The organism is Paenibacillus sp. JT22N15 (assembly GCF_059383755.1).
Window position 1 is genome coordinate 345,988 of the sequence record NZ_JBXENV010000006.1, and the last position, 25,259, is coordinate 371,246.

The window sequence follows — 25,259 nt, forward strand, 5'->3', positions numbered from 1 at the left end:
AAGCTTCCACACCTATAATAACAATCAAGCAATGTTAATCACACAACGGAGGTACAACAAGGTGGAAATTTTGAAGACCGATAATTTATGTAAATCATATGGAAGTGCTGAGGCCAGAGTGGAGGCGCTGAAAAACGTTAATCTGTCCGTCAACCAAGGAGAATTCGTTGCAATCGTGGGCGCCAGCGGGTCTGGAAAAAGTTCCTTGCTGCATCTGCTCGGGGGCGTCGATCAACCGACAAGTGGTCAAGTCTTTATTGATCGTATGGATTTGTATTCACAAAGCGAGAAAGAACTCGCCATATTCAGAAGACGTAAAATCGGTTTTATTTTTCAATCTTACAATCTGATACCGGTCCTATCCACGGAAGAAAACATTAAGCTGCCAATGCTGCTGGAGAACAAAAAAGTGGACGAGGGCTATCTCGAAGAATTATTGAGCGTGTTGGGACTCAGCGATCGAAGGCAGCACCTTCCGTCCCAATTATCAGGCGGGCAACAGCAGCGAACTGCAATTGGGCGCGCATTGATTAACAAACCATCGATTATACTGGCCGATGAACCCACAGGCAATCTGGATAGCAAAAACAGTAAGGAAATCGTTGATCTGCTCACCTTCTCTGTCAAAAAATACAATCAAACCTTGATTATGATTACGCATGATTTGAATGTAGCCCAAAGAGCGGACCGCGTTGTAAATATAAAAGATGGCACACTCATGCAGCAACCCGGGGTGAGCGATCGTGAATAAGTATACCAGTCTTACCCAGAAGTATTTGCTCGGGCAAAAAAGAAGGTCACTGCTCACCGTCGTTGGTATTATTTTGTCTGTGACACTACTTACAGCCATCGGAACCATTGGCCTTAGCTTTAGGGACAAGGTAGTTCGGCAAACCGTTCAAGAGTATGGGAATTACCATGTTTCTTTTAACGGAATACCCGGAGAAGCCATCTCTAAAGTTGTCAATCATGCATCGGTGGAGAGTGCCGGAATTGTTAGTAGGGAAGGATATTCGGTCCTTAGTAAAACGAGTGAGAAAGAGAAGCGAGAAAATCCATTTGCTGCGCCTTATCGGTATTTGAATCTCAAAGGTTATAACACCGATGCGATGAGCAAACTCCAGATCCAGTTGGATGCGGGCAGACTGCCCAAGAATTCGCATGAAGTTATCCTACCGACGTTGAGTCTGGATAGCTTTCCGACGAAACCGAAACTGGGTGATTCGATTAAGCTAACTCTGGGAGAACGGATTGTCGCATCAACAGGGGAGATCAAACCAATCAATGGTTTGGGAGATCTCGGCTGGGATCAGGATGAAGGTTTTCGACCCCAAACAGAGAGGGAATTTACCGTCGTAGGGTTTAGTAACCCAGGCATTAAGGGTTCCTGGTCGGCCAACTTCATATTATCGGCGATCACTTACGAAGATAACCAAGCGATCGAACCAGATAAAAAATATTTCATTTACGTCAAAATGAAATCGATGGATCAAATCGAAGCAAAGACAAAAGCTATCCTTTCATCACTGAATATTGAGAAAGTGGATCAAGGTTCTGCCATAAAACTAGATAGGGCTATCGACATTAAAAATGTTCGGATTGAGTACAATAATGAACTGCTCAAGTTATATGGCAAAAGCATCTACGAAGGTGTAAACCATAGCTTACTATACGCATTCGCTGCGATCATACTTATTATTATGGGTTGTACGAGTGCGGTAATTTATAACACGTTTCATATTTCTGTCTTGGAGCGCACTTCCCAATTCGGTATGCTGCGTTGCATAGGAGCTACCCCATCACAAATACGCAAATTAGTTCTCAAAGAGGCGACAATTCTCAGTCTGATTGGCATTCCCATAGGACTATTCACGGGAACTGTCTTTATGAAGCTACTGTTTTACAACATTAGCTTTTTGGCACTAGGTTTTCTGAATGATATGCAAATGGTCATTTCCCTACCGATCCTGATGATTGCTGGTGCACTTGGACTGCTGACTGTGTATCTTTCTGCGATCGGACCGGCTAGACTGGCAGCCAATGTGTCCCCACTTGAAGCGATAAATGGCTTGGGCAGCACAAAGGTGGACAATGTAACATCCATCCGTAAATCGATGCTGGTGAAAAAGCTGTTTGGTATGGAAGGCCAATTTGCTAGTCGAAACATACGACGGAATAAAAAACGTTTCCGCATCACAGCCTTTTCCATGGTTGTCAGTATGCTTTTATTTATTGTCTTTAGCGGCTTGACAGAATTCTTAGGACAGACGTCTCAATCGGGGATCGAATATTCCTACTCAGTTCAATATGAAGGGAATTCCAAGCGGATCGATGATTCCGTATATTCAGATATTGTCAAAACTGACGCAGTTGAACATGCCTATAAGTTATACACCCATCAAGTGATGGCAATCCTTCCGAAGGATAAAGTGAATCCCAAATACTATGAACTCAGGAAGGGAATGTATTCTGTTGAAGAAGGAGAGGGGTATCGAACTGACAACAATTACCTCCAATCCTTCGGAGATAACGGACTCGATGCTCTGAAATCCAAACTAACGGCTGGCACGATCGACAAGGATAAGATGAACCAGGAGAATGGCGTCATTCTCAATCAGAAGTTACGAATCATAACGACGGAGGAAGGCAAACAGATTATCATCGACCAAACCCAGTTTAAGGTTGGGGATCATATCCAAGTACGTACTTTAGAGGGGGGGGATCAAAAATACAAGACACTGACGGTGACTGGAATCGTTGATCAAGGGGTGTTATCGAAAGATTATAATGAGAGTGCTATGCTTGAATTCATTACGACACCTGAAGTCATAGAGAAAGTTACAGGTAACGATGCTTATTCAAGGATCTTTATTCTTGCGAAAACCGATACTTCCAACAAACCGATCACGGATTACCTCAAGTCCCTAACCGAAAAAGACGCAGGTTACAGCTATATGGATAATGTGATGGCGCGTGCAAAGGCCAAAAACGATGCCACCACAGCAAGCATCTTTTTGTATGGTTTTATCGGTGTAATTGTCCTTATTGCATTCCTGAACATATTGAATACCGTCAGCACAAATCTCATTCTGCGAACCAAAGAATTCGCGGTTCTCAAGGCCATTGGCATGACACATAGAAATGTAGGCAAAATGATCTTGCTGGAAGGATTATTTTACGGCATGTACGCTGCAATTTACGGCAGCACCCTCGGAACGGTTCTGAGTTATGGTTTGCATCGGCTCTTAAGAGGTGTATTGGATATAGACTGGACAATTCCATGGGGTAGCATTGTCCTTGCTTGTGCAGGTGCCATAGCAACAACGCTGATTGCCACAGTTTGGCCAATGTATCGATTAAATCAAACGAGTATCGTGGAGGCTTTGAGGAAGGAAACATAGAAAAATATAAAACACAGATCGCTTAGAAAGTCGCATAAGTAGCGGCTTTTTTTGTTTTAAAGATAGATTTTTTTGTCTTTGGATGAGCGCAAAAACTTGATGTGAAAAAGTAAAAATAGTCAGCAAAATGATCAATGCTTTTCCAGCATCTCAGAGAAGATCAAACAAGCAAACTTTTCATTTGTAGCTAGTTGCAATAGATAGTAAATGAAATCTCTCTCAATTTTACTCAAAAAAAAATAAATGGGGTTGACTTTTTCTTTAGTTGAGGGGGGGACTTGACACGCGTGTGTTATGATCGAAAAGTTGGAAGTTCTCCTCTACTTTATTTGGAAGTTCTGGGCTATAACGTTCGCTTCCGAGTTTACTTTTAGAAAGATTTTAGAGAGAGAATGAGATAAAGATGCAAGAGGAGGTTCAGATATGGAAATAACTCAATGCACTGCCTGTTACCGTGGTTCTGCTGCACGAGCTTTCTAATAAAGGTAATCTGTGCTGCGTAGTGTCATGCGGTGAAAATTAGAAAGTCTTAGAGGAGTGAAGGTTTTGCAATCAGGAACTATTTCAGAAAAGCAAAAGGTCCCAAATGTTAAAGTTTTACCCATAATGTTTGCATTAATGCTTGCAGGTATCATAGGTACGTTTAATGAAACGGCAATTAATATCGCTATCAGTGATTTAATTAATCAGTTTGCGATTACGGAATCCACAGTCCAGTGGTTAACAAGTGGTTATTTACTTACACTTGGAATTTTAGTTCCACTTTCAGGATTATTAAATCAGTGGTTTACAACGAGGCAACTTTTCCTGACATCCGTCATTATTTCAATTGTAGGATCAGCTATTGGTGCTATGGCAGGAAGTTTCGATATATTGCTGTTTGGAAGGATACTTCAAGCTGCTGGAGCAGCTCTACTCTTTCCATTGATGTTTAATACTGCTCTCATTATATTCCCAGCTGAGAAACGTGGAAAAGCGATGGGACTGGTTACTCTTGTGTTTACAGCAGGACCTGCTTTAGGTCCAACCACCTCAGGTCTATTGATTGATAATCTGAGCTGGCACTGGATATTCTGGGTATCGTTAATGACACTGGTGGTTGCTTTGGTAGTTGGCGTTATATTTATAAAGAATGTAGCACCAATAACTAAACCACGTATTGATATATACTCTCTGGTCTTGTCGACAATTGGTTTTGGCGGACTTGTTTACGGTATTAGTACTGCTGGAGAGGGAGACCATGGCTGGAGTAACCCTGTGACCATTATATCTCTAATAGCTGGTGTTATTGCATTGATACTATTTGTCATTCGCCAAATGAACATGAAAGAACCACTTATGAACTTAAGAACGCTTAAAAATCCGATGTTTGCTATCGGTACGTTGCTAGTATTCATTTGTATGAGTGTTGATCTCGCAGCCATGTTTATTCTTCCTATGTTTTTGATTCGTGTTCTTGAATTAAGTGCTTTGACAGCTGGGCTGACTCTTCTTCCAGGCAGTATCATTTCAGCTGTGCTTTCTCCAGTTGTAGGGTCACTCTTTGACAAATTCGGACCTAAATTTTTGGTGGTTCCTGGTCTAATCTTAACTGGGGCCACCCTATGGTTCTATTCTGATATTACGGTTGCATCGTCAATCACTTTAATTGTCATCCTGCATACCTGCCTGATGGTTGGAATTATTATGGTGTGGATGCCTGCTCAGACGAATGGGCTTAACCAGCTGCCCTCCGAGATGTACCCGGATGGTACGGCTATTATGAATACGTTGCAGCAAATTGCAGGAGCGATCGGTATTGCTATGGCGGTTAGTGTCATGACAACCGGAATAGCAGACTTTATGAAGAATGTTGCTGATCCTTCAAACCCAGCTAATGCAACAATGGCATTGACTGCAGGTATGCAAAACGCATTATTCTTCACGATGTTTGTAGCCCTTGCCGGCCTTGTTCTTGGCGTATTTGTTAGACGAGTGAAGGTTCATAAGTGGTCAGGAGACTCCGATTGGTCATAATGCTTGTCTTGAAGCATTATTGACCTAACCATAGGATTAATAAAAGATGTAAAAGCGAATAGATGATTTACGAATATCTATTCGCTCCTCTTTATCATTCCATTGTATGTTGAATTAGAATAGTTTGAGAGTCTTTTAACTCATGATCCATATTAAAACCTAATACGTGTAAAGAGGAGAGTGTTCGTAATGTCAAACCTTAGTAAAGTAATTTCACTTACCGATGAAGAGCAAAAACTTCTCCAGAATGCTGCGGAATTAGTCCCATTTTTAAAGGAATATGGTACGAAAATTGATAAAGACATGCACATACCGGAAGAAGTTATCGAAAAGCTTTCAAGTGCGGGACTCTTTAAACTTAGAACACCGAAGAAATATGGTGGATTTGAAGTTAGCATAAGAGCAATGATTGAAATTGTCTCCGAAGTGGCGAAAGGCAATGGTTCTGTTGGATGGGTGATTCAAAATATAAACGGAAATAACTATAGTGCCTCCCAACTACTGCCCTCAGAAGTGGTGGACAGAATATTCAGAGAAGCCAATGAGGTGAAATTTTGCTCGGTACTACTGGCGATTAAATCGGTTGTGAAGAAGGTGGATGGAGGCTATTTGGTTGAGTATGGCCGTTGGGCATTCGGTTCTGGTTCAAAGCATGCCACACACGCGTTGTTAAATCTAAAAGATGCTAGTACAATGCAACAAGATCCAAAAATGCAGCTCGCTGTTGTTCCCATGGATGAAATTAAAATTGTTGATGATTGGCACACGATGAGCTTAAAAGGATCGGCAAGTAATAGTTTAGAAATGAATTGCGTATTTATTCCTAATGAATGTGTTGCTGACGAAGATTTTGAGCAAGTGAATGAGGCTATATTACAACATTTAAAGGGCGAAGATCGATATAAGCATTATTTATTTCTGATTACCAGCCTTACAACAGGAATAAGCACCATTCTTGGACTTGGTAGAGGGGCACTGGAGTATTTTATTGAAAGAGCACCTAAAAAAGGAATTGCTATGACCATTCACAAATCCCAGGCAGAAGTTGGACATATCCAGTACAAAGTAGGTCTAGCAGCCATGAAGATAGAATCTGCTCATCTTCAGATCAATCGATCCATTGAAATTCTAGAGAATCATATACGAAATAATGAACTATTAGATCAAGAAGACTTTGTACGAATCCAAACGGATATTGGGTACGCAGCTATGCTATGTTCGGAGGCTGTTGAAATGCTGATGGTAGAAAGCGGTGGTAGTGCAATCCTGAATTCGAATCATTTATCTCAAATATATCGTGATATTAGAGGAGCAGCTAACCATGCGTTTACAACAGCCTCTACCTGCCTAGAGCTATACGGGAGAGTGCTTTTAGGATTACAGCCACAGCATATTGTAACGATTAGCAGCGCTCATGTAGTAAAAGATCTGTTAGTTAAGCAGGAACATGTATACTAAACAGAGAAGATGAAAGTTAAATTCGTCCAATGACTAAATAGGACGTCACTGATATAAGCAATGGGGTTCATTGTAGAAACTTAATAAATGAGAATTAAATATGCCCTGATAGGATCAAGAACGTTGATCTATCAGGGTTTTTCGCGTGTATACTCAAAAAATAATTACCTTAGCCACATATGATAAACCAATGTGAAACATACAAGAGGATAGAATTGTTCATGCATAAGTTAATTTTCTACATTCTTTGTTTAAGAAGCTTAACTTAGAATGAAAGAGTCATTTTAATGGAGGCTATAGCAGACTCATTTAAGGATTGAAAAGGCTGTACACTTCCTGAAAAGAGAGGTTTATACACGGTAACAAGTGTAAATTACAAGCTTATTTCTATCCCGTTTATTTATATAATGTCTATATACATAATCGGAGACAACCATATTTACAAGGGAGGGATTTTGTTGAATAACGAACAAAGGAAAAAATTATGGTATAAAGAGCCTGCCTCAGAGTGGAATGAGGCACTTCCTATTGGTAATGGTCGATTGGGTGCGATGATCTTTGGTGGAATATCTGAAGAGAAGCTTCAGCTAAATGAGGATACAGTATGGTACGGCGGACCACGGGATAGAAATAATGAAGACGCGCTGCCTCATTTGCCGCAGCTGCGGGAGCTGCTGATGCAAGGACGGCTGAAGGAAGCCGAGGAGCTTGCAGCACTGACAATGCCGGGGCTGCCGGAAGCCCAGCGGCATTATTTGCCGCTCGGTGATTTGCTCCTCACTATGGGTGGACATGACCAGGATACTGCGGATTACAGCCGGGAGCTGGATCTGTCTGACGGAGTGGCCCGGGTTAGTTATCGTTTAGGCGATGCAAACTGCTCTCGGGAGCTGTTCGCGAGCCATCCCGACCAGACGATTGTGCTGCGGTTTACTGCCGATAAACCAGGTGCTATCTCACTGAAGGCTCGATTCAACCGCAATCGGTGGAAGTATATGGAGAAGACAGAAAAATGGGGTCATGACGGACTGGTCATGAGAGGCGAATGCGGAGGTGAAGGGGGAAGTCAGTTCCGGGTGGTGCTTAAGGCTGTCCTTGAAGGGGGAAGCTGCCGGACTGTTGGTGAACATCTCCTTATTGATAAGGCGGACAGTGTAACTCTATTGCTTATGGCAGCCACTACCTTTCGATACAGCGACCCCGAGACACACTGCAAATCACATTTGGGCACACTAGAGAAGCTGTCCTATAATGAATTACTCGTAAAGCATACTCAGGATTACAGAGCACTATATGATCGGGTGGAGCTGGGGCTCGCGGGAATTGATGGGGTAATGGAGCAACTGCCAACTGATGAAAGGCTAAGCAGGGTCAAAGAAGGGAAGGTGGATAATGGTTTAGTCGCCCTGTACTTTCAGTATGGACGCTATCTGCTCATTTCCTCCAGCCGTCCCGGTTCTTTGCCGGCCAATTTGCAGGGAATTTGGAATGACAGCTTTCTTCCGCCATGGGACAGTAAATTTACGATCAACATTAACACTCAGATGAACTACTGGCTGGCGGAAAATTGTAATTTAGCGGATTGTCACGAGCCTTTATTTGAGCTGATAGAGCGGATGAGAGAACCTGGCCGCCGCACAGCTAGAGTCATGTATGGCTGCCGTGGCTTTACAGCCCATCATAATACAGACATCTGGGCGGATACCGCCCCGCAGGATACTTATTTGCCGGCTTCCTTCTGGCCGATGGGCGCAGCATGGCTCTGCCTGCATCTTTGGGAGCATTATCGTTTTGGAAGGGACCGTCTCTTTCTGGAACAGGCTTATGAAACCATGAAGGAGGCGGCAGAGTTTTTACTGGATTATTTAATAGAAGATACAGAAGGAAGGCTGGTCACTTGTCCTTCTGTATCTCCCGAGAACCGCTATACCCTTCCCGGAGGGGAGAGTGGTGTACTCTGTGTAGGAGCCTCTATGGATTTTCAAATCATTAGAGCGTTGTTCGGCGCTTGTATAAGAAGTTGTGAAATTCTGAACCGCGATCAGCCGTTTGCTGTAGAACTTGCCGCCACACTGGAACAGCTGCCGAGGCCACAGATTGGCAAATATGGACAGGTTCAGGAATGGATGGAGGATTATGAGGAGCCGGAACCGGGTCACCGTCATATTTCCCATCTGTTTGCCCTCTATCCTGGCGACGAGTTTAACCAGAAGCAGTCGCCAGAATTTGCAGCTGCATCACGTGTAACATTGGAGCGTAGGCTGAGCGCAGGCGGCGGGCATACGGGATGGAGCCGTGCCTGGATCATTAATTTCTGGGCGCGACTTCAGGATGGGGAGAAAGCCTTCTCCAATGTGTTAGCGTTATTAAATCATTCGACACTGCCTAATTTGTTCGACAATCATCCGCCGTTTCAAATAGACGGCAACTTTGGTGGAACGGCAGGTATCGCCGAGATGCTGTTGCAGAGTCATACGGAAGAAATCCTGCTCCTGCCAGCACTGCCGGCAGCTTGGGATAGTGGATTCGTCCGCGGTCTTAGAGCGCGTGGAGGATTTACTGTAAGCATGCAGTGGTCGGAAATGAAGGTAGTAGAGGCTAGGATAGAGTGTACAGCAGCGGGCCTATGCAGAATAAGCGGGCCCGGCCTGGCGAAGGTAGAATTTATGGCTGAAGCAGGACAGACTTATTCCTTCTCCTCGAATGAGGAAATTCATTTTTAGCCTTATATATAACCTCAAACTTCTATATTCAGTAAGCCAAACGGCGATTTCTCAAATATAGAGAAAGGATGTGATTTTTCGATCCTTTCTCTATATTTCTACGCGAAACGGTAGCTTTGCCGCCAGAGGGCGGCTTCAGCCGTTTACGCTTGTGTAGGAGGGAATCGTTGTTTGGCTTTTTTGTATGCATGGGATCTTTGTGGGATAAGAAATTATACACGACAAAAAGGTGTAAATTACAAGCAGTCACCCTCCCTATATATTCCTATAATGATCCTATGCGAATAACAACAATCAGGAGGTAGGATCAAGATGTCCATGGCGATCAAACGAAGTACAGATCGACCTCAGAGGAAATGGTGGAATCAACGCCGGAAAGAGGGCGTTATCGGGTGGATCTTTCTAGCACCGGAAGCGATAGGCATTATTATATTGGCTATCTTCCCGCTTATCTTTTCGTTATTTCTAAGCTTTACCGACTGGAATCTGGTGAACGGGTTTGAGGGGATGAAATGGGTCGGGTTTGACAATTTCACACGATTGGCAGAGGATTCAAAATTTCTAAAGGCGCTTCAGAATAATATCTTTTTTACGGCTATAACGGTTCCCGTTGGTCTAATAGCAGCAATGATTATGGCTGTTATTATTCATACCAAGGCCTATGCCAAGGATTTGTTTAAAGTGTTGTTTTTTATTCCTTATATTTGCTCTACCGTAGCGGTTGCTGCCGTGTGGGCAGCCTTGTACCATCCGTCAAGCGGGCCGATCAATCGCTTTTTGATGCAAATAGGTCTGGAGCATCCGCCGAAATGGCTTGTGGACTCCCATTACGCGATTATAGCCATTATGGTCATTGCGATCTGGCAGGCACTCGGATACCAGATGATTATTTTTATGGCGGGCTTGACTCAAATTTCGGAGGATCTATATGAAGCAGCCGACATAGACGGAGCAAACGGAATCCAGAAATTTTGGTTTATTACGATGCCTCTACTAGCTCCAACCACGTTATTCCTGACCATTACAACGATAATAAGCTCCTTTAAAGTGTTTGATTTGATTAAGTTTTTAACCGATGGCGGACCAAACGATGCTTCAACGGTTATTGTTTACCGGATCTATGAAGAAGGCTTCATTAATTTTAATATGGGATATGCTTCAGCGATGTCATGGATTCTTTTCCTGCTTGTTATTTTGGTGACTTCAGTCACATGGATTTTTCAAGCGAAAGAAAAAAGGGCATAGAAGAGGGGGTGAACGAATGAAGGCTAGAAAATGGGATTGGAGCCGTATAATCGTATCTGTTGTGCTTGGCGGTTTGTCTATCTTCTTTATTATTCCACTGGTATGGATGCTCTCTGCCTCCGCCAAATTTGAACGTGATGTCATGGTATACCCTATTCAATGGATTCCAACGGACTGGAATTGGATTAGTAATTTTCACAAGGTGTGGCTTGAGAATGTCCCATTTGGTCTATTTTATTGGAATTCCCTGAAGCTTTCTGTTATTGCTACCGTATTTACCCTTCTTTTTTCGTCTATGGCCGCGTTCTCTTTTGCCAAATTGAGAGCACCCGGGAAAGGCCTGATGTTTGGAATGATGATGTCCTTTATGATTATTCCTGAACAAGCGACACTGGTTCCCAGATTTATTATGATAAAATGGATGGGTTTATATAATACGCATACTGGCATTATCGTCATGCTGATGTTTTCCATGTACTTTACGTTCTTAATGCGTCAGTTTATGGTAGGGATTCACAATGAATTTATTGAATCGGCCAAAATTGACGGTGCAGGCTATGTTCGGATTTATGCCCAAATTTTATTGCCTCTTAGCAAACCTATATTGGCCACAGCAGGGATTATTAAGTTTATCTGGACATGGAATGATTACCAGAACCCGCTTATCTTTCTGTTTACGAAGGAGCTATATCCGCTGCCACTCGGGATACAGTTCTTCCGTCAGGAATATTCAAACAACGTTTCACTAATGATGATGGCCGCAGTTTCGGCGATTATTCCGCTGATTATTGTGTTTATTGCCCTGCAAAAACAAGTGATTAACGGTATTACAGTCGGCGGTGTAAAAGGATAGCAGAACAGGATGTAATGGAATTACACACGAAAAAGAGCGCATCAGGTTACACGGTAAAACGCTTACAAATGAGTATGATAAAGATGCAGCACATTCTATATAAGAAAAAGGGGATACAGCGCATGAAGAAGGCATCTATCTTTCTATTCCTGAGCTTAATGTTGATTTTGGCCGCTTGCGGCAATAATGCCGGGAAAAACGAAAGCGGTACCAGTAAGCCGGAAAATCAAGCCGGAGAAAATTCGTCAGCTGAAAAGGTTACGATAAAATTGTATACCAATGCTAAAGGCGACCCGGGAGAACCGATGATGAAGCTGGTGGCCGCTTTTAATGAGCAGAATGATCATATTAATGTAGAGCATGTGGCACTTGTACAAAATAATGACTCCAGAGAAATGCTTCAAAAGCTTGATGTTCTCTCAGCATCAGGTGAAGAGGTGGATGTCGTTCTGCTTAACAACGAAGGCTTTGTGCTAGAGCGTGCGGGTAATGGGATGTTATATCCTTTAGATGAATTCTTTACAGCAAGCAATATCAATCCTGACAATGAATATTACCGCAATCCGATTTTTGAAGGCAAGCACTATGCTGCGATGACAGATGCCAGCTTCTGGTTTGTTGCCTTAAATGAAACACATCTGAAGGAAGCCGGTCTTAAGGTTCCCGGTTTTGACTGGACATGGGATGACTTCAGAGAATATTCCAAAAAGCTTGCAGCGAGCGGTGAAAACCGCTACGGTACTTACTTTCATACCTTTGGAGAATACGCTAATCTAATTGCTTACACGGATTTCAAAAATCCTCAGCTAAAAGAAGATGGTACCCTGCTCTTCGATGATCCTTCCTTTGAATATTGGTTTAATTTACGCCGGGCGATGGAGGTACAAGACAAATCGGTAAAACCGCTCGCTGATGTACTTGCTGCTAAGCAGCACTGGGCTACAGATTTTATGAACGGTACTACCAGCATGCTTCCTATTGCAGGCTACGCATTGGATGAAGCTTTTTTAAACACAGAAAGCTATCCTAGAGATTTTAAGATCACCTTTGCACCATTGCCTCGTTCCTCTGAGGCTGCAGAACCTGGGTTGACAAGCATAAGCGGTAGCTTTCTGACCATGCATAAAAACTCCAAGCAGAAAGAAGCTGCATTTGAGTTCATCAAATTCGCAACGATGGAAGGAGCCGAACTGTCGGGAAGAATCCCTGGCTGGAAGAAGGCAGATGGAAAAGCGGTTCTGGCGAAGATTATTGGTGATAAATCAGATTTGGTGGATAATCAAGTGCTCTCAAGTGTACTGTTCGATGAACGTGTGCATACGGCAGGCTCTTCAACTGTGAGTGTAGCTTACCAGCAGCAATTGAAGAAAGTGGCTGAAGCAGGAATCAATAAATATTTACTCGATAACTCCACTTATGAGCAAGCAGAGAAATACATGATGGATGAAGGTCAAAAAATAATTGCCGCTAATCCATAACCATAACGAAAGGGGAGATCGAATTTATTTCGATTCCCCTATTTTTCTTTAGATAGTCCTCGTGTAGTATCAGAAGAAAGCAGACTTTGGGGGAATACAGCATGAGGTGGTTGTATCGGATATCGTTTTACCGGAGGATTCAGGCAGCATTGCTGCTGTTTTTGATTATTCCGTTGCTGTTCATTTCAGGGTTCTCCTATTTTGCTAACAAACAGTCCAGCGAAGTTAATGCACATGCAAATATGAAGGGGATCACTGGCATAATGGCAAATGATCTATCTAAAACCGCAAATGATATTTTGTATACGGTAAATCAATTTACGACACCTCAGGCTAACGGTATATTTTACGATTTAAGAAAGCTAAATCAATTGCAGCACTTTGATCATTTTGAGGATTATCAAAATTATACGGATTTAAATGAGAGCATGACCATTCTGGTGGGTAAACTCTCGCTGCTGCATGTTGATACTTTTTTTATTAATGAAGCGGGCTATCCTCTTGTCGGTTCTCTAACAACTGAAGATATTAAGCTGCTAAAAATGGATAGGCAGTTCGAGCACATGACTACAGCCGAGGCAGCTTCCGGAGTTGTGCAATGGTTCCGGTCAGAATGGCCTGAGATTATGCAGAAAAGGGTAGCGGAACAATACTATTATTATTGCAAAAAATCCGTTTACGATCCTGTACAAGACCGAATACTGGGCACTTTGTTTATTGGGATTCCCGAGTCTTATTTTATCCAATTATTTAAAAATACAACAAATGGAAAATTTTCGCTGTATAGCGAGGAGAATTTGCTCATAGCCGGGATGGATGGGAGTGCCCCGCTTCTGCCGGCAGTTGCGCAAAAAGGCTGGATGCTGGAGAAGACAGAGGTAGCAGGAACTCCATGGAAGCTGACCTTTGAAGTGGATATAAAAGAGGTTACAGGCGAGATTACACAGCGCTTTTCCTTTTTACTGATGGGCATATTAATTGTTTTATTTATATTTCTCTTTATATCTTTTGTGATTGCCAGGGGGCTTAATCGTCCGATAGGAAAGCTGATGCGCGTGGTTAAGCAATATGGAGAAGGGAATACTTCGGTCCGCTACAGTGTGAAGGGGCAAGATGAAATCGCTCAGCTCGGCAGCGCGGTTAATCATATGCTCAATAATATTCATTCCTTAATGAGAAAAATTGAGGAGGAACAAGAAGAGAAGCGAACGATCGAATTGTATGCTCTTTTTTCGCAGATTCAACCGCATTTCTTGCTTAACACATTAAATTCGATTAAATGCAATCTGGCCTTGGAGGGAGATTTCTCTAATAGTGAGAACATTGATTCCTTAATGATTTTATTGCGGGCCCATTTGCGGGTAAATGAACCTTTGTTTTTATATGAGGAATGTAATCTGTTAACAGAATATATGTCCATCATGCGGCTGCGAAACCGGATAAACATTAAGCTCGATATCGTGCTGCCTGAACAATACCGTCAATTAATTGTACCGAGACTGCTGCTTCAGCCCCTGGTAGAGAACAGTATCATTCATGGAATAAAACGAAATCATTCAAATCCCTGCATTCGTGTGGCCGTCGAATCGGCGGCTAATCAAACGATAGAAATCCGGGTGGAGGACAACGGCAGCGGGATCAGTGAAGAGGAATTACAGCAGCTGAGTGGAAAGCTGATTTCAGGAGAACAATCGACAGATGAAAAAGGCGTAGGTCTTCACAATGTGAAAAGGCGTTTATTTCTCAGTTATGGTGAGGGAACATCTTTTACAGTTACGCCAAATTACCCTAAGGGTTTTGTATGTATTTTACGGATACCCGGAATGAATAGTTGGAAAGGAAATGTAACATGGCCAAAGTGATGCTAATTGACGATGATGTGCCGGTTGTTGAATATTTGCAAAGGCTTGTTCCCTGGGACAATCATGGTCTGTCGGTCTGTGCTGCAGCTTTTTCAGTTAGTGAAGCCAAGGAATTATTTATGAAAGAGTATCCGGACATCCTGCTTACGGATATTGGATTGCCTGATGGAAACGGTATAGAGCTCGCTCAATATTTCCGGTCTGTATATCCCGAGCTGCGGATTATTTTTTTAACTTGCCATGAGGATTTTCATTATCTTAAAGAAGCAATGAGTATTGAAGCGGATGATTATATCGTCAAAGACGAATTAAGCCCTGATAAAATTATTCAAAGTGTCGAAAAAGCGGTTGTAAAAATGAAATCTGCCCAAACCGAACTGGAGAAGATAGCCTATAAAAGCGATGTTGAGCGGAATAAGGATCTATTAATCCAGCGTTTCTTTCTTGAAATTCTTAAGGCTTCTGAGCCCGAGTCATTATTAAAGCAAGGAGAAAGACTCGGGATCGAGTGGGTATTTCCTAATTATATGGTTATTTTATGCCATCTTGATATAGGCTCTATGCTGAACGTTTATCATCGAAACAACCTGGAGCTGGTCAAATATGCAGCGTACAACATAGCCAAAGAACTAACGGAAGGAACCGGGATTACTCCGATTCAAGCCGAAGGGCTGCAGTTATGGTTTATTGCTAACCTCTCCGGCAACTCAGATGAACAATTAGCTGTCAGCGGGCATCTCAACCACATTCATGAGAAAATTTTGGAATTTCTAAAAATTAATTGCTGTTTCTTAATCTCCCTTCAGCCCGTTGGACTGGCTCAACTGAAGTCGAAGGTTGAAGAGATTATCAGGAAACAGCAAAGCTCGTATTACGAATCTGCGTGGTTGATTACAATTGACGGGCCTGAAAGCCAATCTGCAACAAGAAATGATATAGATTTAACTGCTATTGAACCCTATTGTCAGAAATGGGCAGCCGCATTAAGCGAGTTTAACAGATCCCTTGTCCTCATATATGCAAGCACCATCGAAAAGCTTATTCGTGAAAAAAAACCGGAAGCTAAACAAGTTCAGGATTTGCTGATCCGCATGCTGCAACAGGCGGTATATCAATTAAAGGGGACAATGGATGAGCGGCTTCAACAGGAAATAAAGCAAGCGTTGAATTTAGGAGAGGCACTTGTGATTATTAGTGTTTTTTCAGACGACTTTATGGAGAAGAAGCGCTCGGCTTACACAGACAATCAGAACACAAATCCTGATCTTAAGGTAATAAACGCTTTTATTTATCAGTATATCTACAAAAATGTTACTTCTATTGATATTGCGCAATATCTGCATCTTAACCCAAACTACTTCTCACGATATTTCAAGAAACTGGCCGGTTTGAATTTTACGGATCATGTGCATCTTCTGAAAATGGAGGAAGCCAAACGATTGCTTGGCGGGCAAAATGAAACGGCAGAGAATGTAGCTTATATGCTGGGATACTCAGACCGTGCGTATTTTTCTAAAGTATTTAAAAAGTACACGGGCATGAGCCCAAGCGAGTTCAAACAAAAATAGCTGAACAAGGGGAGGAAACGAAAATGATGAAGGAACTTATCAAACCGAAATATGGGTTGGAACCTTGGACTGCTGACCTGGGAGACGGGACTTACAGAAACCCTGTTCTGCACGCCGACTATTCTGATCCTGATGTCATTCGGGTAGGTGAAGATTTCTACATGACGGCTTCCAGCTTTGGACATATTCCAGGACTTCCGATTCTGCATTCAAAGGATCTGGTAAATTGGCGTCTTATCAATCATGCCCTGCAGCGTATGCCACTGGAAGGTTACGACAGACCTCAGCATGGGAATGGCGTATGGGCGCCGAGCCTTCGGTATCATGACAACCGGTATTGGATTTTTTATGGTGACCCTGATGTAGGTATATTTATGACGACCGCTGACGACCCAGCAGGAGAATGGTCGGAGCTGCATCTTGTACACGCCGGCAAAGGCCTCATTGATACTTGCCCTTTCTGGGATGAAGATGGACAAGCCTATTTAATTCATGCATTTGCCAAAAGCCGCAGCGGCCTTAAGCATCGGTTGTGTCTGCGTCCTATGTCCACTGATGGAACAAGACTGTTGGGCGAAGGCCGAATTATCTTCCATGATTCTGAGCGGCATCCCACACTGGAAGGTCCAAAAATGTACAAAAGACAAGGATACTATTATGTGTTTGCTCCTGCAGGTGGTGTGGAGAACGGCTGGCAAGCCGTATTTCGGGCTACCAGCCCTTATGGTCCTTATGAAGAGCGTGTTGTGCTTATTCAGGGAGCATCAAAGGTAAATGGCCCTCATCAGGGGGGATGGGTAGAATTAGAATCCGGGGAATCATGGTTTCTGCATTTTCAGGATAAAGATGCCTACGGCAGAATTGTGCATATGCAGCCCGTTGCATGGGTCGATGGCTGGCCGGTTATGGGGAATGCTGTGGATGGTAATGGTGTGGGAGAACCGCTCGAACGCTACCGTAAACCTGATGTAGGTAGTCAGCATTCGTGTGAAGTTCCGGCCACATCTGATCATTTTGCAGCCTCTACTCTTGGCGTGCAATGGCAGTGGCAGGCCAATCCGTCTGACAACTGGTACTCCCTGTCGGAGCGGCCAGGTTGGCTAAGATTGGTTGCCCAGCCACGACTGAATGCGGAGGATACGTTGTTTCATGCTCCTCATCTGTTGTTACAGAAGTTTCCGGCGCCTTCGTTCAGAGTCTCTACCTTACTGGACATTTCAGCTGCTCCAGCTGGAATGGAGGCTGGATTAATTGTGTTTGGATACCAGTATGCTGCTTTTCGTGTTTGCTGCAGCAAATCTATGAATACAAGAAAATTGCAACTGGTACACGGTAACGAGGATCAGGAAACGGTGATTTGGGAAGCTCCCATTGAAGCAAATCATGTTGTATTGCGGGCAGACGTCTACCCTGAAGCCCGCTGCTCCTTTGGATATAGTTTAGATGGGGAGCACTTCGAAGCTCTGAACGCACCGTTATTTCAAGCAACAGTCAGCAAATGGGTAGGAGCTAAAATAGGGGTGTATGCTAAATCGGATGTTGTCAAAGATCAGACGGCAAGCGCCATTAAGGAACAGGCATCACCTGGGTGGGCTGAATTTGGCTGGTTTACAGTTAGCGCACTGGACAATGGCTGACAGGCCTATATGTCTGTTAAATCCGATTCCTCGATTCGCATCTGTAACAAGGGCTACTTGCTTATCTTGTAACTTTGGGAAATGAAGTCGTGCCATGAGGAGCATGACTTCAAGATGATTAATTGATGACTTGATTCCGTTTCAACAAACCCCATAACTGATCAGCTACCTCAATAGGAGATTGTGGCATGTTATTGAGAATCCACCATTCGATTACCCCTACAAATGCCGAGCCCATAAATTGAGTCACTAGCTCCTTGCTGTAATTTTGATTATTGCCACTCATATCAATGTGGAGTTTGATGTGACTCGTAACGAGCTCTAGCATCCGTTCACGAAATATAGGTATTCCTTTATTCGCAAGCATAGATGCATAAAATCGATGGTTCTCTGCAAAATAATTCATAACGGGCAAAAAGGAGGATTTTATCAAATCGACAGTCTCCCCGCTTGCATTTGTTTCAGTCGTAACCGAAATCATTTTATTTAGGTTTTCGTCTATGCATTTGTTCAGAAGGTCGTATTTATCATCAAAATGAAAATAAACGGTGCCTCTATTGATATTAGCCCGATCTGCAATATCGTTGATCGTAATGCTTTCAAAGTCCTTCTCAGAGACCAAAGTAATAAAGGATTGAAAAATTGCCTCTTTTGTTCTTGTAATTCTTCTGTCAACTTTACCTTCCAATTGCATAACCTCCCTGAAAAAATACAACAAAACACGATCTTCTGTTGAATATCGAACAAAAACCGAATGATTAACAATTGAACGAATCGATATACCTTATATAATAAGCAATAAGAATAAGTTGTTCAACAAGTGTTGGATTACTTACTCTAATCTAAATTACCAGGAGGATAACATCATGTCACTAGAAACGCTCCAAGCAAAACTTGAATTAAGAGAACTTGTGGATGCTTATGCAACTTTAACCGATGAGAAAAGAATTTCAGATCAAATGCTATTATTTACACCAGATACCCAATTTAAAATATATATGAGTGACCAATTGGTGTCTAATGTTTCTGGCACCGCACAACTGGAGGAGGAGTTCAACGGTCACGTTTCACTTGTGAAACGATACTTCTCCCTGAACGGGCAGCATGTTGTAAACGTGGATGGAGATACTGCAACGGGAGTCGTATTTTCTCATATAAAAATGTTGCGTGACGGTGAGGAGGGCACAGAAGTCCTCACTGATTATAGTGTTCAATATCATGATGTATATGTACGTCAAAATGAAAAGTGGCTCATTAAGGAGCGCACATCAAAATACATTTTTGTTGATGCAAAGGTTTTACAAAGCTAAGCAAAATATTACCAAAAGACGGGAATGCCTTGTTGAATCCCGTCTTTTATTATTCATTTTTTCAAGGAGAGAATGATTTGTCAATGATTTTGATTATTTTGCAAAGTGCTTTAGTCCTTATGTTTCTTATGGCGGGCATTGAGAAATTCTGACTGGTGGACAGAGAGCAGAGGCCGTCGCTAAGGCTAGCGGTAAAGCGTTAGTTTATCTTACATTACCACTTGAGTCACTCCAAAGTCAGCTAATCCATTCGGATTGCCGAGTGAATTGTTCCCAAGCGTTGTGAGTATACAGCAAAAAGGTTCTAGTAGGAGAAGCGAAAATGTTGAAAAAGAGAGGAGTGCAAAATTATGATTGTAAATACAACACTTAACTCTGATTTCGAGTTTGATAATGCGATTTTTATGGGTTATTTCGTTATTGTTTTTAATCAGGATAAAATGGTTGGTTGGGGTCTCATTGAAAGCTTCAATGAGCTTGAAGTTCAGGTAAATGGGAAAGCCTACTTGAGGAAACAATCCATTTTCAAACAAACGCCCGTACCGGATGTTTACTATGAGCTTAAGTAAGAACATTTATTAGCTATATTTGATTAGATGTCCCCCGAACATCACTGAGACCATTTGAAAATGGCAGCCACGTATAAAAACGACAAGAATGACTTGACCAACTTTGAAGTGCACCCCTTAGAATAGACATTGGAATAAACCCCTGGTTTATCCAATGAAATTCTAGGGGGTGCATTTTTTATGCCGGCAAGCAGGGTCAAATTGATTATGAACATTAGCATGAGCTGTGCAATATGGACTTTAAAGTTTAAGTGTTTGTTAAGTGCTTGCTGTTACACTATTCGACAAATACCATCATAACTGATGACTTAAGGAGGAGGACAGTTTCAGATGCTAACGAGAAAAACAAACTGGGTGAAGGAATGGAAAAGAAGGTCTGTTGCGGTAATGGTCTTTATTCTATTGGCCGCATTGGCGCTGCCGTCCCGCGAGGCAAATGCAGCGGTTGGTCCCTTGTACCTCAACTCACCGCAAGATATCAAATTCTACACTTACAACGGCATAACGGAGATGTACATCGCCGACACCGGCAATAACCGGGTCATTCGGGCGGATCAGGACGGGCTGGCGAATTTAATTCTTCCCGTCAATAATCCGACGGCAGTCGCTGTCGACCAAGGCGGCAATATTTACGTCGCCGAATCGGGCTTGACCGCGGGACTGCATGCGTTTAACCGGGAAGGAGGACTGCTTTCGCTAGTAAAGCATAACGGGCAGGCGATGGACAATCCCATTGATTTGATCACCCCGATGGTCACCGCTGTCCAAAACTATCCGAAGCTTATGAACATCAAAAGTCTTTTCGTTAGACAGAAAATCAACCCGATCAACCAGCAAGTGTACACAGAAGCCAACTTCTATTATGAAAGCTACGGAACAATCAGTTATTTTCCTGCGACATATGGCATGGTTAATACAAAAGCTAGTCTTCGACTGGATCTGAGCGGCTCGGGCCGCGGCAGCTCCGGTCAAGGAGAGCTGGGCTTCGCGCTTCACTTTGACGGTAAACTCTGGGATTCTGGCGGCTACTACGTCGACTTGGAATCTGTCTTTAACACGTTTCCAGGGGATGGCTACTCGACGGGGGAAATCGCGGTCGATTTCATCGGAGAGATGTTTTACGTGGTTATGAACAAGACGAAAATCTATCGTACTTCCTATAACGGCGCTTCCTACTACAATCGCCCAACACTTCAGCCCTGGCTCAACCTGACCGACGATTACGGCATCAGCGAGCCGCATGCCCTTGCCGTCGGTCCGGACAATAAACTGTATGTGACGGATGCGCCTCAAAATCGCATTGTCGTTCTTAATTTGGATGATACCGGCACCTTTAATCGGGTGCTTAGCTTGACCTCCGAGCTGAACGATCCCCCGATCGCCGGCTCTTTCATGAAACGAGGCAAGAAAGGCCATGCGATTGCCTTGAACGGCTCGGATTTCCTGAACCATTATTCCGATCCGAACGGCCATGTGATGAAGGGGATTCGCATCGTTACGCTGCCGGCTCACGGCACGCTCAGCCTCGCAGGAGTTCCTGTTCAGGCCGAACAAGCGATTACTGAGGCCTCGTTGAACGGCTTGATATTCACGCCCGATGCAGCTTGGGGAGGTACGACCTTCTTCGAATGGCTGGCCATGGATTCTGGCGGAGCGTATTCCGAAACGGCCGGCAAGGTGGAGCTTATCATAGGGCTGAAGGGAGACGCCAACGGGGACGGAGCCGTAACGCCTGCGGACGCGCTGCTCATCACCAAGTATCTAAAAGGGAAAATCACGCTGACGGCAGATCAGCTTGAAGCGCTCGACATGGATGATAACGGTGAAGTGACCGAAGCTGATGCTACCTTGATTATGAATATCTATATGGGCAATGCAACCTAAGAAACCTTGAGGTGAATATATTGAACTACTTTTATGCTAACCGATCTGGATTGCGCGGCAGGTTCAGCGCTTTCCTTGCTTTGTTGCTGGTGTTGGCGCTGCTGCTGCCGGCACTCCCGAAAGCGTCTGCTGCCCCGTCGAACACGCCATCCGTGCGTGTCGGCACGGTGGCCGGAGCGCCGGGTGCTTATATTGATGTGCCGGTTTTCTTCGACTCGAATAGCTCCGATCTGTATGTCTACCGGTCGGACACTACGATTAATTACGATCCGAACGTGCTTGAGCCGGTGGCAGGAGAGGAAGCAGCCATTAGCGGGCTGGTCAAAGCAATCGATTCCAACGCGCTTTTGCTTGTAGACAAAGCAACAACCGGAAGTCTGAAGCTTAAGTTGACGCTTACCGGTTTTATAGAGGACTCCAGCGAGCTGTTCACGCTGCGGTTCAAGATCAAGGAAGGCGTGCCGGCAGGCGACTCCGCCCTTACGGTCGTTCAGGGCCAGCTTTACGAGGACGTCAATCCAGTATCTGCCGATCTCGTGAGAGGGAGGGTGACCGTGTCTCCATCAGGAAATGCGGCCATTGAAATCGGCTCGGCGTCCATCAAGGCAGGGGAGGACGGCATCGTCTCCGTGCCGGTGAAGGCGAAGCTTGATAAGGAGGTTGCCTCCTATGGCATACGGATCAAGTTCGATCCGGACGCGATAAGCTACGATGGGATCGTGGAACAAGGCTTCATGTCGAACTATAACAATACTGACGGCTGGTTGATTGTTTCTTGGCTGGATCTGACGGGCGGAGATAGCCCGATTCCGGCTTCTCAGGATGCTCAGACCCTCTTCACGATCAAGTTCGCAGTTGAAGATGACACGCCGATCGGCGATCACGCGCTGACTATCGAGACGCCAAATGACGTGCGGGAGCTGACGTTTACCGACGTGCATGCCGTGGAGATGAACAAGACTGTCTCAAACGGCAAAGTTTCCGTCGTCGTTCCGCCCGCAGCTCCGGCATTGGTCACTGCGACTCCGGGTGATGGCAAGATCGGGCTGACTTGGCCGGCCGTGCCGATGGCTGAGACGTATAAAGTATACCTTTATGAGGGAGAAGCTGGGCCTCACGACGTCACCGATTGGGTAGAGATCGCTAGTGGGGTTAGTACCAATGCGTATACTGCAGAGGGACTGGCTAACGGTACATCCTACGTATTTGCGGTTAAGTCGGTCAATCTTTCCGGCGCATCCGGTCTGAGCCCGGCTTCGGAGGCAGTCGCTCCTGTTTCGGTTCCTGGAGCACCGACGAATTTTAACGCCACGCCAGGCAGCGGGACGGCGGTCATCTCCTTTGTGAAGCCGGTCAGAGCGGTCGGCGAGCCAATTTTGAAGTACCGCATCGAAGCGCTGCTAGATAACGGCATCGTTTCAGCGAAGGAAGTGCCGGAAAGCGGCGAGGGTTTGTACAGCGCGAGCTTCGATGGCTTGTTTAATGGAAAGACGTACACGATTCGCATCTACGCAGTGAATGTTGCTGGAGATTCGGCGCCGCTCATCGGCACGGTTCGTCCGGTGGCGAAGCCGCTGACTCCAGCTATCCTGTCGGTTGTGCCAGGCAATGGGCAAGTACAAGTTACCCTGGGCGCGCCAGCCAATGTGAACGAGGCTCCGGTAGATCGTTATATTGTGACGTCTAATCCTGGCGACATCTCTGTCACAGTTGGCGGAGAGCAATTGTCGGTCGTCATCTCCGGGCTGACGAACGGCACGTCCTATACCTTCAACGCTGTCGCCCAGAATGCTGCGGGGATGTCCGATCCGTCCGCAGCATCACAAGCTGCGATACCGACGGCACCGGTAAGTGGAGGCGGCGGCGGAGCTTCGACTTCGACTTCGACGGAGCAAATTAAAGTCGAAGTCAGCGATGGCAGCGGCAAGGGCGGTGTAGTCGCCAGCACGACTATTGCAAGAACGACCCTTGCAGATGGCAGCAAGAAAGACGAAGTGACATTGACGTGGGCACAGGCGGAGCAGGCGCTTAAGCAATTGAAGGAAGCCGGCTCGTCTACGGCCAGAATCGTCATTCCTGACAAGAAGGACGAAGTATCCGATTTGATTATTAAGCTGCCGGCAGAGGCTGCGAAGCAGTTTGCCGCACAAGGCGTTGATTTGCAAATCTGGACCAACAACGGCGGCATCCTCATCCCAAGCCGCTCCTTGCAAGGCTTGCAGGAGGAAGTGTATTTCCATATCGTACCGATTAAGGCAGCTGTCGAACGCAAGAAGGTAGAAGAGCGCCTCAAAGAGGAGCCAACGCTTCTCCGACTAGCGACGGCGGACGGCTTGCAGCTGATTGGTCGGCCGATGACGATCGAGACGAACATGAGCAGCCGCGAGGTAACCCTTGAGCTGCCGGTAGGGGAGGATTTGCCAAAGGCGGAGCTGGAGAAGCTGGGCGTTTTCATCGAGCATAGCGACGATACGAAGGAATGGGTGAAGGGTGAACAGGTCGGCTACAACGGAACGAACAAGCCGGGCATCCGATTTACCATTACGAAGTTCAGCACCTTTTCCATCGTGAAGTTGAGTGTAGATAGCTCGTCTCATACGGCTTATATTCAAGGATACAGCGACGGTACATTCCGTCCGAATCAAGCAGTTCGGCGTGTGGAGATGGCGGCGCTGCTATCCAGAGCGATGCCGGGTACTACTGCAGGAGCAGCGGATGCTGCTTACTCCGATCTGCCGTCCGCCGTTTGGGCGAAGCAAGCGATTGCGCAAGCGACGGCGCAGGGCTATATGCAGGGCTCCGACGGTCGCTTCATGCCGGACAAGTTGATTACCCGTGCGGAAATGGCAGTGATTGTCGATCGCTTGCTGAAAAACGGAATGGCAGCGGGCGATGCTAAAGCATCGTTCAAGGATAATGACAGCCACTGGGCGGCTGAAGCGATCGGACGAGTAAGCGCAGCTGGCATCATGTCCGGCTCTGGCAACGGTCTGTTCCGACCGAACGACTCGCTGACGCGCGCAGAAGCGGTCGTCATTCTGAACCGCGTGCTGGAGCGCGGTCCACTCACGGGCGAGAAAGCCGCCTGGAAGGATGTTCCGGCAAGTCATTGGGCGTTCGGACACATTCAGGAGGCGTCCACGGATCACCGTTATACCCGGAGCTCGGATGGCGGAGAGCAGTCTCTCGCCAATTAATAAAGCAATCTACTTATCATTTAGTGAAGCTAGTAGCTTTAAATGACTTCTAAGATAA

At 44.9% G+C, this 25,259-nt stretch carries 16 protein-coding genes; 15 read left to right on the plus strand and 1 reads right to left on the minus strand.

Features of this window, described 5'->3' with window-relative positions; translation table 11 throughout:
* Window positions 1-61: 61 nt before the first annotated feature.
* From AC50X8_RS14325 to AC50X8_RS14375, 11 genes are all read left to right on the plus strand, one after another.
* Window positions 62-751 carry an ABC transporter ATP-binding protein gene (locus tag AC50X8_RS14325; protein ID WP_056042894.1) on the plus strand — a complete coding sequence of 230 codons (690 nt, stop codon included), beginning with the start codon at window positions 62-64 and terminating at the stop codon, window positions 749-751.
* Window positions 744-3,401 (plus strand): ABC transporter permease, encoded by a 2,658-nt coding sequence (locus AC50X8_RS14330; protein ID WP_494880159.1) that lies wholly within the window; start codon window positions 744-746, stop codon window positions 3,399-3,401. Before AC50X8_RS14325 ends, AC50X8_RS14330 begins: the two co-directional genes overlap by 8 nt.
* 606 nt (window positions 3,402-4,007) lie before the next feature.
* The gene (locus AC50X8_RS14335; protein ID WP_494880220.1) at window positions 4,008-5,417 is read left to right on the plus strand and encodes a DHA2 family efflux MFS transporter permease subunit; all 1,410 of its coding nucleotides are present in this window, start codon (window positions 4,008-4,010) and stop codon (window positions 5,415-5,417) included.
* 189 nt (window positions 5,418-5,606) lie between these two features.
* Window positions 5,607-6,875 carry an acyl-CoA dehydrogenase family protein gene (locus tag AC50X8_RS14340; protein WP_494880160.1) on the plus strand — a complete coding sequence of 423 codons (1,269 nt, stop codon included), beginning with the start codon at window positions 5,607-5,609 and terminating at the stop codon, window positions 6,873-6,875.
* A gap of 407 nt (window positions 6,876-7,282) precedes the next feature.
* A complete protein-coding gene (locus AC50X8_RS14345; protein ID WP_494880161.1) occupies window positions 7,283-9,598 on the plus strand; it encodes a glycoside hydrolase family 95 protein in 2,316 nt (771 codons plus the stop codon).
* A gap of 312 nt (window positions 9,599-9,910) precedes the next feature.
* The gene (locus AC50X8_RS14350; RefSeq protein ID WP_494880162.1) at window positions 9,911-10,843 is read left to right on the plus strand and encodes a carbohydrate ABC transporter permease; all 933 of its coding nucleotides are present in this window, start codon (window positions 9,911-9,913) and stop codon (window positions 10,841-10,843) included.
* Between the two features lie 16 nt (window positions 10,844-10,859).
* Window positions 10,860-11,696 (plus strand): carbohydrate ABC transporter permease, encoded by an 837-nt coding sequence (locus tag AC50X8_RS14355; RefSeq protein ID WP_494880163.1) that lies wholly within the window; start codon window positions 10,860-10,862, stop codon window positions 11,694-11,696.
* A gap of 122 nt (window positions 11,697-11,818) precedes the next feature.
* Window positions 11,819-13,174: an ABC transporter substrate-binding protein gene (locus AC50X8_RS14360; protein ID WP_494859286.1), complete on the plus strand. Its 1,356-nt coding sequence runs from the start codon at window positions 11,819-11,821 to the stop codon at window positions 13,172-13,174.
* A 149-nt stretch (window positions 13,175-13,323) separates the two neighbouring features.
* Complete coding sequence (locus tag AC50X8_RS14365; RefSeq protein WP_494880164.1) at window positions 13,324-15,036, plus strand: sensor histidine kinase; 1,713 nt, start codon at window positions 13,324-13,326, stop codon at window positions 15,034-15,036.
* Complete coding sequence (locus AC50X8_RS14370) at window positions 15,024-16,604, plus strand: response regulator transcription factor (protein WP_494880165.1); 1,581 nt, start codon at window positions 15,024-15,026, stop codon at window positions 16,602-16,604. The genes AC50X8_RS14365 and AC50X8_RS14370 overlap by 13 nt, the downstream gene beginning before the upstream one ends.
* 23 nt (window positions 16,605-16,627) lie before the next feature.
* A complete protein-coding gene (locus tag AC50X8_RS14375) occupies window positions 16,628-18,241 on the plus strand; it encodes a glycoside hydrolase family 43 protein (protein WP_494880166.1) in 1,614 nt (537 codons plus the stop codon).
* 118 nt (window positions 18,242-18,359) lie between these two features.
* Here AC50X8_RS14375 and AC50X8_RS14380 read toward each other — a convergent pair whose 3' ends face one another.
* Window positions 18,360-18,929, minus strand: a complete 570-nt coding sequence (locus AC50X8_RS14380; RefSeq protein ID WP_494880167.1) for a TetR/AcrR family transcriptional regulator — start codon at window positions 18,927-18,929, stop codon at window positions 18,360-18,362.
* A gap of 178 nt (window positions 18,930-19,107) precedes the next feature.
* On the opposite strand from AC50X8_RS14380, the gene AC50X8_RS14385 reads away from it, so the two are divergent.
* The 4 genes from AC50X8_RS14385 to AC50X8_RS14400 all read left to right on the plus strand — a co-directional run bounded on the left by AC50X8_RS14385 (window position 19,108) and on the right by AC50X8_RS14400 (window position 25,201).
* Window positions 19,108-19,551: a nuclear transport factor 2 family protein gene (locus AC50X8_RS14385; protein WP_494859303.1), complete on the plus strand. Its 444-nt coding sequence runs from the start codon at window positions 19,108-19,110 to the stop codon at window positions 19,549-19,551.
* Window positions 19,552-19,901: 350 nt separating this feature from the next.
* Window positions 19,902-20,120 (plus strand): hypothetical protein, encoded by a 219-nt coding sequence (locus AC50X8_RS14390; protein WP_056042875.1) that lies wholly within the window; start codon window positions 19,902-19,904, stop codon window positions 20,118-20,120.
* Between the two features lie 330 nt (window positions 20,121-20,450).
* On the plus strand, window positions 20,451-22,004 hold the full coding sequence (locus AC50X8_RS14395; RefSeq protein WP_494880168.1) for a dockerin type I repeat-containing protein: 1,554 nt from the start codon (window positions 20,451-20,453) through the stop codon (window positions 22,002-22,004).
* A gap of 89 nt (window positions 22,005-22,093) precedes the next feature.
* A complete protein-coding gene (locus tag AC50X8_RS14400) occupies window positions 22,094-25,201 on the plus strand; it encodes an S-layer homology domain-containing protein (protein WP_494880221.1) in 3,108 nt (1,035 codons plus the stop codon).
* Window positions 25,202-25,259 lie beyond the last annotated feature (58 nt).

Bases quoted from the DNA above. Each gene is read 5' to 3' on its own strand.
- AC50X8_RS14335 (WP_494880220.1), top strand. From the start codon at position 4,008: ATGTTTGCATTAATGCTTGCAGGTATCATAGGTACGTTTAATGAAACG.
- AC50X8_RS14340 (WP_494880160.1), top strand. From the start codon at position 5,607: ATGTCAAACCTTAGTAAAGTAATTTCACTTACCGATGAAGAGCAAAAA.
- AC50X8_RS14345 (WP_494880161.1), top strand. From the start codon at position 7,283: ATGTCTATATACATAATCGGAGACAACCATATTTACAAGGGAGGGATT.
- AC50X8_RS14350 (WP_494880162.1), top strand. From the start codon at position 9,911: ATGTCCATGGCGATCAAACGAAGTACAGATCGACCTCAGAGGAAATGG.
- AC50X8_RS14355 (WP_494880163.1), top strand. From the start codon at position 10,860: ATGAAGGCTAGAAAATGGGATTGGAGCCGTATAATCGTATCTGTTGTG.
- AC50X8_RS14360 (WP_494859286.1), top strand. From the start codon at position 11,819: ATGAAGAAGGCATCTATCTTTCTATTCCTGAGCTTAATGTTGATTTTG.
- AC50X8_RS14370 (WP_494880165.1), top strand. From the start codon at position 15,024: ATGGCCAAAGTGATGCTAATTGACGATGATGTGCCGGTTGTTGAATAT.
- AC50X8_RS14375 (WP_494880166.1), top strand. From the start codon at position 16,628: ATGATGAAGGAACTTATCAAACCGAAATATGGGTTGGAACCTTGGACT.
- AC50X8_RS14385 (WP_494859303.1), top strand. From the start codon at position 19,108: ATGTCACTAGAAACGCTCCAAGCAAAACTTGAATTAAGAGAACTTGTG.
- AC50X8_RS14390 (WP_056042875.1), top strand. From the start codon at position 19,902: ATGATTGTAAATACAACACTTAACTCTGATTTCGAGTTTGATAATGCG.
- AC50X8_RS14395 (WP_494880168.1), top strand. From the start codon at position 20,451: ATGCTAACGAGAAAAACAAACTGGGTGAAGGAATGGAAAAGAAGGTCT.